Genomic DNA, 11957 nt, shown 5'->3' on the forward strand with positions numbered 1-11957 from the left:
TGCCTGGCATCAAGCGGAAATTTCATCGAATCCCATAGCTTTAGGCAATCGGCGCTGCGGATAGGTTCAAATCGCCGGGGCATCGGCTGCGGCGACCCGACGGGCGCTCAAGCGCTCGCCGAGCTGAAAGCGGGCATCGCGGCGATATTCTTCCGTGGAAGTCCAGTTCGGCGAGACCCAGGTGGTCCATCCAAGTCGTCCGCTCTGTCCGAGCCTGACCGGGACGACCTCTCCCGCCGGAATGGCGAGCTCCACCTCCCATTCCAATTCGTCGCCGATATAGAAGAACACGGCGTCCGCCAGAGGCTCCGACAAGTTGCGCGCTTCGGTCGGCAAGAACTGTTCGTACTGGCTGAAATTCTTGACGAAGACTCGCACCCTGATCTTGTCCTCGACGCTGAATACGCGTGAGCCCAGAAGAGCGTCCCGGCCGAGCCTGGCATGGGTTCCGCCAAGCCGGCTGCAATGACCTGGGTCGAATGACAGCCAGGTGCCGACAAATTCGTCGATCTCGACCTTGACGTCGAACAGCCCCTGCAGGAACCGCGTCAACCGTGACGCACACTTCGCTCTGGGGGAGATCAGTCCGGCAAAGCTGAGCTTCGCCATGTCCGGTACGGTGTCTCGACCGGCGAAAACGTCGGAGCCGAGGCCGGCAAAGGAGCCGACATAGGCAATGAAGCGATCATCCGCCGGACGGTCGTGCTGAGCGATCGGCCGCGCATCGGCCCAGGCGCGAAAGAAGAGTTGCAGGAAGCGCCCGTTGAGCAGATCGAGAAAGCGCGGGAAGGCGTCATCCCGCATCAGCCACCAACTGAGGCTTTCGTCGGTGGTGGCAAGCGGCAGCGCGCCCTGCGGCCCCAGGAGACCGAGAAATTTGACGAGTATCCTGAGCCGGCCACCCGGGTCGTCGACCGCCGCAAGGTTGGAGGCGGGGAACTCCAGATAGGGCACTTGGCCGAGGTCGATATACTCCTCGCGGCGTGCAGCACTGTCACCGATCCGCGGTCGATCCGAGTTGGCGCGCTCGAGCTGGCGCAGCGCATTAAAGAAATCGAACCGCCAGGGCTCCGCCTTCATCTGGTCGATCAGCGTCATAGAGGTCTCCGCGTGCCCATGCGCGGCGGCCAACGCATGATCTCGCCGCGCTCCGGCGTCGAGACGACCGTCTGTGTGAAGGTATTGAAGCCCGAATAGTCGGCGAAGAAGCGCTCCAGCACGGCTCCGAGCAAGAACACGCCGCTGCCCTCGAATGCCTTCTCGTCGAGCGTGATAGTAATCTCCAGGCCGCGCGCTGCGCCGCTGCCGGTGCGCTCGCGCACCCGCCGTACGACGGGCCGGCTTTCTATGCTGCGCACGCCGCGGATCTTGCGTTCCGTGGCGTCGTCGAATTGGTCGGCGAACAAGGACAGCATTTCGCGCAGGGCTCCGGCGTTCTTGCCGCCACCGCGCTCGACGAGGCCTAGATAGTTCAGGCTCAGCATGTTGATCAGCCGCCAGCTGACGATTCCGCTGTTCGCGATCTCGCTGCGGCTGCGCATCTGGGCCACGATCGGTTCGCGTGGTCGGGTGGGACCGGCGACGCACATCAGATCAAGGGAAGTATCGTCCAGCAGGCGGAAGTCGGCGCCGCCCTGGCCGACCGGCAAGTGTTCCGTGAGATGCCGGTTGGAGCACAGCGCCCGGACGCTGAGTTCGGCGACCGCGCCTTCGCCGCTAAGTTCACCGGGCTCTAGCAGTGACAGGAACATATCCGTCCCTGTGTAGTCCGAGGATGCGCCATAGGTCTTTTCTCCCACCGTGCGGCGCCGGGGCAACCGTCGAACGGTGAAATAAAGCCCCTCGACCGATCCGCTGGTCCGGTCGACGGCGGCCGAATACAGCGGGCGCACCGGCCGCTTGTCCTTGTCGGCCGGAAAGTGCGCGTAGACTTCGAGCACCTGGTGCGGTTCGTATTCCAGATAGCGGCTGCGATCGGGCACCACATGGTACTCGTGCGTATTCGACTTGACGGGGATGCGATCGCTCGTCTTCTCGAACAGGTTGATCGCCGGCGCGGTATAGAGCCTGAAGGTATCGGGACGCACCGCGGCGGCAAGCCGTGAATTGTGTTCATCGAACGCGAAGACGATATCGATCGACTTGCTGCGCAGCCGTGGCATCACGCTGCGAAGTCCCGTCAGGTTGAAGCCGAGGAACTTGCGTGGAAACATGAAATATTCCCGCAGCAGCTCCGAGCCGCGAAAGACCCGGTTGTCGTTGGGAAACAGCGACTCGTTCTCGTCGAAACCAATCTGCTGCACGCAGTCATGGGGCGCACGAGTCACCACCGGATCGCCGAAATCATCGAGATGCCGGAAGTAGACGCCCCTGCAGTTCGAGATCAATTGCTCGTAAAGCGCGATGGCGTCGGATTCCGCGCCTGAAAGGTAGATCGGAAGCTCGCTCGTGCGGCAGCCTGCAAACCAGGTTTCCGGCTTGGCCCTGGCCTCTGCGTCCGGCAGCTCCTCATCGAGCCGGGCCGCGGTACGGTGAGTCAACGACAGCCTGAGCCCCGCGATGACGTCGCCGCCGACGGGAATCCCGAGCGCCTGCAGCGCGCCTGCCGTCGAGAAGTATTCGGCGCCGGTGACGTCAAATGGCCAAAGAGCGACATCGCGGCAAAGTCGAAATCGGCAGGAAAGACTTCGTTCTCTCTCGCGGTAGGTGGCATCGAAATAGGCGCCGCGCGCGATCTTCTTGCCATCGCGTAGCGCTGGGTCGGCATAGGGGGGGCGTGCCGTGACCAGCATGGCCGACGGAGTCGGGGCAAGGTAATTCGGAACCAGTTGCTCGAGCAGGTTTGCAGTGAATTCCGGGAACTCGTGCTTGAGCTTGAGCTGAACGCGAGCGGCGAGAAATGCAGCACCTTCCAGCAATCCTGCGATCATGGGATCCGAGCGATCCCGGATCAGCCCACCGAGGCGTTCCGCGATGCCGGGATACTCTTCGGCGAAATCCCCGGCCTGCTCGTAGAGCAGTGACAGTTCACGATTGTAAAAATCCAGGAATTCGCGGTTCATGCTAAAGTCGGTTGATCTGGATATCGCCGCTGTCGAGGTCGACGTCGGCGACGAACTCCACGGGGACGTTGAGCGGTTCGGCCTTCAGGTCGGCGTGAACGATGAAGCGCAGCTTGAGTTGCTCGGGGCCGACCGAACCGTCGCGTCGGACCCGGATGGTGTTGCGATCAAGCCTCGGTTCATAGGTCGTGAGCGTCGCGCGCAACGCGTCGGTGAGCTCGTCGTCGGCGACCTCGTCGATCGAACGATGGGCAATATCAGGGAAGCCAAAGTTCAGGATTGAGGTTCGGACGCAATCGCGGCCGTTCAGATCCAGGGTCGATTCCAGGGCAATGGTATTGAGGAGCGTTTCGAGGTCATGGGAGACCTCGCGCCGGAGCAACGTTTCCGAGATTGGAAAACGGCCCGCGCTCCGCCGCCCTGCAATGACCCGCTCGCCAGACTCATCGCGCAGATTGAGCTTCTTGCGTGCGTCGCGCGCTTCATGGGCCGAGCGAAATGCCAGCATCAATGGGGGAGAGAGCCGATCCTTCTTTGGTGCAATGGTCATTCACGGTCCCCATGACGCCCAACTCGCATGCAATCTCGGGGGCGCTCGTTGGTGTCCGACTTGACGTCGCCCAGCAGGCTTTCGGGCCCGCAACCGGGCCGGACGAGAGGTGCGATCAAAATCGCACCGCTTGGCGCCGGTTCGCCATTCGCAACCGGCGCCAGGCGAGGGGCCGACAATCAGGCCCATTCCTTGTTGGCAGGGACATCCCAGCCGAACGTCGGGGAAGCTCCGGCGCCACCCTTCTCCGTCTGGGTCTTGTAGATCATCTTGACCTTCGCGAAGTTCAGACTCACATTTTCGGTAAGGCGATCTTCGCCGTGCGATCCGCCTGTCGATACGCTGGTGACGAGAACCTGCTTCATCTCGATCTTGAGATATTCCAGCGGGTTTTCGCCGGCCTTGCGGACCGTCAGGATCGCGCTGTCGATATGCTTGCCGTTTGCGCAGACCTTGAAAAGTTCCGGCGTGGCCTTGTCAACGAAGTGCGTGAAGTGGAGATCCTGCACGCTGACCTTGCCGGCGCCGCCGCCCGATCCGCTGTGGAAGGTGCCGGTCTGGCTCTCGCCAAACGACCAGCTCAAAATATCGATTTCGTCCTTGTGCTTGTCGTCCAGCGACTCGCCCTTGATCGGATCGAGCTTCAGGAAGATGTCGACAGCCATAGCATGGTCCTCTCAAATTTCTGTGTGTACGGTTGCGATGCTGCAGCGTCAGGAACTGGGACCTGGCAGGCGTGAAACCAGACTGAGGCCGACATCCATCGCTTCCAATTGAAAGTGCGGACGAAGAAAGAAGCGCGCGTTGTAATATCCCGGGTTCTCCTCGTTTGCTATGACCTCTACCTTCGCAGCGGCCAGCGGCTTGCGCGCTTTCTGAGCTTCTGACGACAGGGCTGGGTTGGCATCAACGTACTCGTTGATCCAGGTTTGCAGCCAGACCGTCAGCTCATCCTTCTCCTTCATGGATCCGATCTTGTCGCGAACCATGCACTTCAGATAGTGCGCAAAGCGGGACACTGCGAACATGTAGGGCAGACGTGACGACAGGTTGTCGGACGCGGTTGCATCCACGCCCTTCTCGCCGAAATACTTCTTCGGCTTGTAAAGCGACTGGGCGCCGATGAAGGCGGCCTTGTCGGTGTTCTTGCGATGGATCAGCGGGATGAGGCCCGCCTTTGCAAGTTCGTGCTCGCGGCGATCGCTGATGGCGATCTCGGTCGGGCATTTCAGATCGACGCCACCGTCGTCGGTCGGGAATGTATGCGTCGGCAGATTGATGACCTCGCCGCCGGATTGCACACCGCGGATGCGCGTGCACCAGCCGAACTCCTTGAAGGCGCGGTTGATGTTGACCGCCATCGCATAGGCGGCGTTGATCCAGCCGTATTTGTCGCCGGTGTGCCCGTCGGTCTCCTCCTCGAAGGCGAACTCCTCCACGGGCTCCGATTTCGCGCCGTAGGGGAGGCGACCCAGCGCACGCGGCATGCACAGGCCGAGATAACGCGAGTCGTCCTGGTCGCGCAGTCCCTTCCATGCGGCATATTCCGGCGTGTCGAACACCTTGCCGATATCGCGAGGGTTGGACAATTCGGTCCACGAATCCATTCCCATCAGCGTCGGCTCGGCGCCGCTGAAGAAGGGGGCGTGTGCGGCGCCGGCGATCTTGCTGAGATCGCGCAGCAACTGCACGTCGGTGGGGAGGTGGCTGAAATAGTAGTCGCCGATAAGGCAGCCGAACGGCTCGCCGCCCAACTGGCCGAACTCGTATTCGTAGATCTGCTTGAACAATGGGCTCTGGTCCCAGCGCGCATCGGGGTAAAGCCGCAGATTACGATACAGCTCGTTCTTCGAGACGTTCATGACCCGGATCTTGAGGTTGGCGTCGGTCTCCGAGTTGAAGACGAGGTAGTGGAGGCCCCGCCAGGTACTTTCGATCGCCTGGAATTCGGGTGCGTGAATGATCTCGTTCATCTGCGCGGTCAGCTTCTGGTCGATCCGCGCGATCATCTCCTCGATCGTGTCGAGCACGTCCGACTTGATGACGCTCGAGTCCTTCAATGCCTCTTGAACGAGCGTGGATACCGCGTTGTCGACCTCGGTCGCTGCGCGTTCGGTGCGCGGTTTGAAGCTTTGCTTCAGCAGAGTGGCAAACTCGTCAGCTTCGACGGTCTTGACCTGGGTGGTGCTCTCTTTGTGAACAGCTTCTTTTGCCATGGTCCCCGTTCCTTCCTTAGCTCTCGGTGCCAGGTTCGGTCGACTGGCTGATCGCACGTTCCCGAAGCGCTGCCATCAGTTGAGGATCGGCCAGAAGTTTTTTCAGCTGATCCTCGGCGGCTACCTTGCCATCCATGTAGCGCAGCAGGTTGGCAAGTTGTTCGCGCGCCTCGAGCAGCTTGGCTGTAGCCGGCACCTGGCGGGCGACGGCCACGGGAGTGAAGTCGGCCATCTTGTTGAAGCGCAGATTGACCGAAAGTTTTTCGTCTGATCCGTCGCTGAGACGATTGGCGACGCGCGCCGTCACGCCGGGCTGGATTGCCGCCATGCGACCGTCGAAATTGTCCATGTCGAACTCGAGGAATTTGCGCTCCTCGACCTTCGCCTTCTCGACGCCGGGGTTGTTGCCGGAAAGGTCGGAGAGGACGCCCATGACGAACGGAAGTTCGATCAGCCGCTCGGCGTCGTAAGGATCTTCGTATGTGATGTGCACGCGTGGTGCGCGATTTCGACGAATGAATTTTTGACCGCTATCTGTAGCCATGGTTCCCTCACTACGAAATCGCTTTAGACGTCGAATTTGCGCGACGCAGATCGGCTAGGGACTTCAAGTTGCTGCGGTCGGCAAACATCCTTGTGTCCATTTAGTGCCCTCGAGCGAAAGCTGGGTTCAATGCGATCTGTCGATTGTTTTAAGCGCTCCCTCAGGAAGAACATCATCCAAAAGGCTGAGAAAATCTCGTTGCGCGAGGTCGCGCGCGCGATCTGCCAAAAAGGGGATGGGGCTGGACGGCTCTGCGGTTCGGAAAAACGACGCCACCTTCGTCAGCAGGCCCAAGGCTTGCGCTCTGCTTTCCACTGAAAATACAATATCTTGAGTGTTGTTCTCGGCCGTCGATGAGGGCGACGTGGCGAGTTCCGCCATCCGTTCGATCGGCAGCTCGAAGACCTTGTCGCGCCCGATGTTGATCGCAGCGCTCTCCACGTGCGCAGGCATCAGCATCCGCATGACTTCAATAAATGACTTGCCAACCATCTCCTGCGCTTGACGCACCAGCAACAGTGCCGGGTTGGATGGTTCCATTCGGGCAAAATAGTCCGCGGCCGCTGCAAGCGCTGCAGATGCTTGTGCGGATGAAGTCACCATCCCGGTCGTGTCTGACGGCGCCTGTGTATCGACAGGACCGACATCTTCCGCGGTTGCGGCGATCGCGGCCGGATCGCGCAACGCGACGAGACCCGCAAGCCAGGCAGCCATGCCGTTAACCAAGCCAGAGAGCCTGTCGAGGCTGATCGGTTGCCCCGCGTTCAACTTCTCGTGCCAGGTTTGCTTGATACCCGCGATTTCAGCCGCGACCGCGGAGCACCGCCCGCTGGTTGCCTTGAGAGTGTCGAGATCTGTCTCGCTGACGATGCGCTCGATGGCCGCCAGATCAGGCCCGTCGGCGTCGGCGTCGCCGGCGGGAATTTCTCCCTGAGCGATTTGATAGGCACGGTAGTTGAGGTTGCCGTGTCTGCGGTTCTCGATCAGGGGGAGGAACTGGAGCGGGTTGATCACGGTCGGAAACACGTCGATTGCCTCGACTGTGACGGCGCGAAGTGCATAGTCGCCGTCCTCGCCCTTCGGATGCACCGCTTCCCACTGCTCGCGCAGCAGCAGGTTGGTCGCCTTCAGGCAGCAGAGAAAGCCGTCGAGATCGCGGTTGAGGATTGAAAACTTGGCCAGCAGCAGGTTCAGACGTAGATCGCGGGTACGCGCCAGAATCGGCTGCGCGGCGGCAAACTGGCCGGCAAAATCGACTGCCTTTGGATCGAAGCGTCCACGCTCTCCGTTGGCATTGACGACCTCGAAGAACGACATCGGCAGCAGCGATTCCGCACCTGCGAAGAAGTTCAGATATTGGACGTCCCCGCTGGCGTCGAGATCCGGCCCGCAGGGATCGTCAGCGGCAATGGGCTGCGTCAGGGAGGCGACATCAAGCATACGAGGACCGTCCATCTGCTCGATCGCGGCCCCGCTGCCGAGCCCGTGGCGACCAGGGGATCGCGCGGGGGCGCATGATCCGATTCCATTCCTATGGGTCAGATGCCTGCCGACCTTGGTTCATTCCCGAAGATCATGCCATTTTCGCGTGAACCGGCAAGCTCTTGGAGCCGACTACTTGATGCCCGTTGTGGAACGTCAGGAAGCCCAGCCTTGGGGCGGGCTTGCCGGCACTGCCGGTGGCGCGCAGGATTTCCGTCGTTCTTGCATAACGTCTGATCAGCTTTTTGCAGCGGGTCATTCGATCGAAGGAGGGAGTTTAAGCCCACATGGGCCAGCTTACTCAGGATACCCGCCTCTGCGAACTCAAGACGCCTCTTGGCAAGGACGTTTTGGTTTTTGCCGGATTCGAAGGCTCGGAAGGTCTCAGCGAACTGTTCGAGTATCGCATCGAGTGTCTCAGTGAGGATGCCGACCTCGACTTCGACCGCGCTATCGGTCAGCAGTGCACGCTGACCATAAAGCTGCATGAAAAGGAGCGCGAGTTCAGTGGCATCCTGACGGAGGCCCAGTGGCTCGGGGTGAAGAACGACTATTTCAGCTACCGGATCGTGCTGAGGCCCTGGTTATGGCTGTTGTCGCGGACCACCGATTGCCGGATCTTTCAGGACAAGAAGGCGCCCGACATCATCAAAGAGGTCTTCAACGAACGCGGCTTCACCGACTATGAATCCAAACTGACCGAAGAGGGTTCTTGTCCGAAGCTCGAATATTGCGTTCAGTACCGCGAGACCGACATGAACTTCGTATGCCGGCTGATGGAGCAGCACGGCATCTACTACTTCTTCAAGCATGAGGGTGGCAAGCACACGCTGGTGTTGGCGGACTCCAAATCGTCGCACAGTCCGATCAAAGGTCTTGCTACGATTCCCTACATCCCGCTGGCGGGGGCCGACCGGCGAGGCGAGCAGCACATCTATGAATGGGTATCGGAGCGACGGTTTCGTACCGGCAAGATCGAACTCAACGATTACAACTACCAGAAGCCCAACGCTCAGATGATCAGCGACGCCAAGGGCTCCGAGCATTACACTCGGTCGGAGATGGAGTTTTACGACTATCCCGGGAAGTTCAAGGAGAAATCCGACGGCGAGCGCTACGCGAAGATCCAGCTCCAGGCAGAGCAAGCGATGGATCGGCGTCGCCGCGGCAATGGCGACGCCGTCAACCTGTTCCCCGGTGGGCTGACGAAGCTCGAAAAGCACTCCAAGGACTCGCAGAACGTCGAATACCTCGTGGTGCGAGCTGTGCACTCGTTCTCGATCGAATCCTATCGCACCGGGGGGCCGAGCGACGCAGGGCAACACGTCTATTTCGGCAGCTACGAGTTCTTGCCGAGTGATCGGCCGTTTCGAGCGCTGATGATGACGCCGAAGCCAAGGATCAACGGCATCCAGACGGCCAAGGTGGTGACCAAAGACGATAATTCGAGCGAGGAAATCGACGTCGAGTCCCTGGGCGAAATCTATGTCCGCTTTTTCTGGGATCGGAAGAAGAAGCGGTCGTGCCGGTTGCGCGTGGCTCAGGTTTGGTCTGGCAAGCGCTGGGGCGGTCAGATCATCCCGCGCGTCGGACAGGAAGTCGTTATCGAATTCCTGGAGGGGGATCCGGACCGGCCCCTGGTGATCGGCACCGTGTACAACGACGAATACAAGCTGCCCTACGATCTGCCGTCGAAGAAGACGATTGCGGGATTGAAGTCGGATTCCACCAAAGGTGGCGGCGGCTTCAACGAGTGGAACTTCGAGGACAAGAAGGGGTCCGAGAAGATCACGGTGCATGCCGAGAAGGACCACGACGTAACGGTCCGCGACACCGAGACACGTACCATCGGCGAAGCTGCATTTGGCGGCGACACGCGCAACACCACGCTCAAGAACGGCAATGATAAGCTCGATATCCAGTTGGGTGGTCAGCACATCACTTTGGCCATGGACCAGTCTGTCAATGCGGGCATCAGCATCACGCTCATGGCCAATGCCAACATCACCCTACAGGTGGGTCCTAGTCAGATCATCCTGACCCCGGCGGGCATCGTCATCAATGCGCCGACGATCGCCATGACGGCGCAGGCCGGTATGGCGCTTGCTGCCGGTGGTCCGCTGGTCGCCCACGGCACTCCAACCCTTGTTGGTTGACGGTCATGGGACAAGTTCGGTTCGGTACGGTCCAGGATCTGTTTCAGGCCTATCCCCTGGCGCGTTATGATGTCGGCAAAGCCGACGCTGACAAGCCTTCGCTGGACTTCCTTCAGGAGGCCGCCGATGCGCGGAATTGGCACCCGGCCGTGTCTTACTGTGCCTATCTGCTTCCCAGGCGCGTAGCAGTTGCCTGGGGATGTCGCTCTCTGCGACTGATGTTCGACCATTTCGACGCCAGCGATACCAGGTCGCTGAATATTGTGGAGACCTGGGTCCGGCAACCGGACGAGCAGTCCCGGAACAAGGCGCTGGCTGTCGGCAATGCCAATGATCCTGAGCAGCCAGCGACATGGCTGGCGCTGGCGGCCGGCTGGTCCGGCGGAAGCGTGGTTCCCCCGGAATTTGCGCCCGTGGAAGCCAAGCCAGATCAGGCCGCGCGGGCGGTGCGTGCCGCACTGCTGATCGGCCTCTGCCGGCTCCCCCGTGACTCCCGGGACCGGATAATGACGTCATGCCTAGAGGATGGTATTCAATTGGCTCGCGGCGAACCGCGCCCTCCACGCTAACGAGACGATGTGATGGTGCTTCGCTTTAATATCGAGAACGAACCGAACCTTCCGGATGGCGGACCTGTGTCGTTTACGGTCACCGGCAGGCGTTCAGTCGATATTGGCCGGGACCGTCACCTCGACTGGACGCTGCCGGATCCGGCGCGGACGATTTCCGGAAAGCACTGCGAGGTGCACTTTCGCGACGGTGGCTATTGGCTGCACGACGTTTCGACCAACGGCACCTTTCTCAATGGTGCCGACCAGCGCATGCGGGGGCCGCACCGCTTGCGTGACGGTGACCGACTCACGATCGGCCACTACATCATCGGAGTTTCGCTGGAGAATGAGGCTGGCGGGCGCAGCCCAAACCATGAGGCGCAACTGCGCGAACCCTCAGTCCAGCAGCATGCCAACTACGGAGAGCTTTGGGCAGCCGATCGTGACATTCCGCCGCCGATCGATCCGCAACTGTTGAAGAAGCCACGCGAGGCGGCGCGGCCCGTCAATCCGGGGTTCCTGGATTGGGCGGCGAGCGTCCCGGCACCGGGTGTCGACCCATTCCGACGGTCACAGTCGGCGTCTGCGTACCAACCGCCCGAGCAGGACGACGACATGAACTGGGCAGCCGGTCCGGCCAACGCGCCGAAACCGCAAGTCGAGCGCCCGCCCATCATGCCGACCCCACGCCGGCCGTCGGCATGGATCGATGATGAACCAGCTGCTGCCCAGCCGCCAGCATCGCCATCGCGTCCGGCGCAAGCGGCAGACGCGGGACCTGTCACGGCCAAGCCAGTCGGCGAGACTGAGTTCGCGCGACTGGTGGCGCGCGCTGCAGGATTGCCGGACAATTTCTTTGCCAGCAAGTCCGATGCCGAACTCGCCGAACAGCTTGGCATCATCTTGCGTATGACCGTGGATAGTCTGATGGCGCTGCTGCAGGCGCGCACCCAAGCCAAGCAGCTGACCCGTAGCACCAGCCAAACCACCGTCCAAGCCGTCGAAAATAATCCGCTGAAGTTCTCGCCGACCTCGGAAGAAGCGATGCGCATTCTCTTTGGGCCGCCGACGCGCAGCTACCTCGACGCACAGCGCGCCTTTGCACAGGGCTTCAGTGATCTCAAGTCACATCAGTTGAAGACCTACATGGCGATGCAGCACGCTGTCCATGAGCTGATTGCGGGCATAGATCCGACGCTGATGGCGCGCGAGCTCGAGCTTCAGCGTGGAGCAAGCTCCTGGCTCGGCACGAACAAGGGCAAACTCTGGGACGAGTTCTTGACGCGCTGGAAGGCGCATCTTGGCCGCGACAACAGCGCGCCGATCGAAACCTTCATGTTGTATTTCTCGGACTATTACGACCGCGGTGACAAGCCCGGTTCAAAGTAAACTATCG

At 60.8% G+C, this 11957-nt stretch carries 10 protein-coding genes; 3 read left to right on the top strand and 7 right to left on the bottom strand.

Features of this window, described 5'->3' with window-relative positions; translation table 11 throughout:
• Positions 1–66 precede the first annotated feature (66 nt).
• The 7 genes from tssG to AC5ZFO_RS27480 all read right to left on the bottom strand — a co-directional run bounded on the left by tssG (position 67) and on the right by AC5ZFO_RS27480 (position 7812).
• Positions 67–1131 (bottom strand): type VI secretion system baseplate subunit TssG, encoded by a 1065-nt coding sequence (gene tssG, locus AC5ZFO_RS27450; protein WP_282523569.1) that lies wholly within the window; start codon positions 1129–1131, stop codon positions 67–69.
• Positions 1095–3062, bottom strand: coding sequence for a type VI secretion system baseplate subunit TssF (gene tssF / locus AC5ZFO_RS27455; protein WP_282523568.1), 1968 nt, complete (start codon positions 3060–3062; stop codon positions 1095–1097). Before tssF ends, tssG begins: the two co-directional genes overlap by 37 nt.
• A 1-nt stretch (position 3063) precedes the next feature.
• The gene (gene tssE, locus AC5ZFO_RS27460) at positions 3064–3612 is read right to left on the bottom strand and encodes a type VI secretion system baseplate subunit TssE (protein ID WP_282523567.1); all 549 of its coding nucleotides are present in this window, start codon (positions 3610–3612) and stop codon (positions 3064–3066) included.
• A 179-nt stretch (positions 3613–3791) separates the two neighbouring features.
• Positions 3792–4277, bottom strand: a complete 486-nt coding sequence (locus AC5ZFO_RS27465) for an Hcp family type VI secretion system effector (protein ID WP_014493489.1) — start codon at positions 4275–4277, stop codon at positions 3792–3794.
• A gap of 48 nt (positions 4278–4325) precedes the next feature.
• Positions 4326–5828, bottom strand: a complete 1503-nt coding sequence (gene tssC / locus AC5ZFO_RS27470) for a type VI secretion system contractile sheath large subunit (protein ID WP_028150765.1) — start codon at positions 5826–5828, stop codon at positions 4326–4328.
• 16 nt (positions 5829–5844) lie between these two features.
• On the bottom strand, positions 5845–6372 hold the full coding sequence (gene tssB / locus AC5ZFO_RS27475; protein ID WP_282523566.1) for a type VI secretion system contractile sheath small subunit: 528 nt from the start codon (positions 6370–6372) through the stop codon (positions 5845–5847).
• Positions 6373–6498: 126 nt separating this feature from the next.
• Entirely contained in the window at positions 6499–7812 is a 1314-nt protein-coding gene (locus AC5ZFO_RS27480) for a type VI secretion system protein TssA (RefSeq protein ID WP_282523565.1), read from the bottom strand.
• 329 nt (positions 7813–8141) lie between these two features.
• On the opposite strand from AC5ZFO_RS27480, the gene AC5ZFO_RS27485 reads away from it, so the two are divergent.
• From AC5ZFO_RS27485 to tagH, 3 genes are read left to right on the top strand one after another with little or no spacing between them, the layout of a single operon-like run.
• Positions 8142–10010, top strand: a complete 1869-nt coding sequence (locus AC5ZFO_RS27485) for a type VI secretion system Vgr family protein (protein WP_282523564.1) — start codon at positions 8142–8144, stop codon at positions 10008–10010.
• 5 nt (positions 10011–10015) lie between these two features.
• Complete coding sequence (locus AC5ZFO_RS27490; RefSeq protein WP_038935432.1) at positions 10016–10579, top strand: DUF6931 family protein; 564 nt, start codon at positions 10016–10018, stop codon at positions 10577–10579.
• Positions 10580–10591: 12 nt separating this feature from the next.
• Positions 10592–11950: a type VI secretion system-associated FHA domain protein TagH gene (tagH, locus tag AC5ZFO_RS27495; protein WP_282523563.1), complete on the top strand. Its 1359-nt coding sequence runs from the start codon at positions 10592–10594 to the stop codon at positions 11948–11950.
• The last annotated feature ends 7 nt before the right edge of the window (positions 11951–11957 follow it).

Source organism: Bradyrhizobium sp. Unk1 (assembly GCF_059512345.1).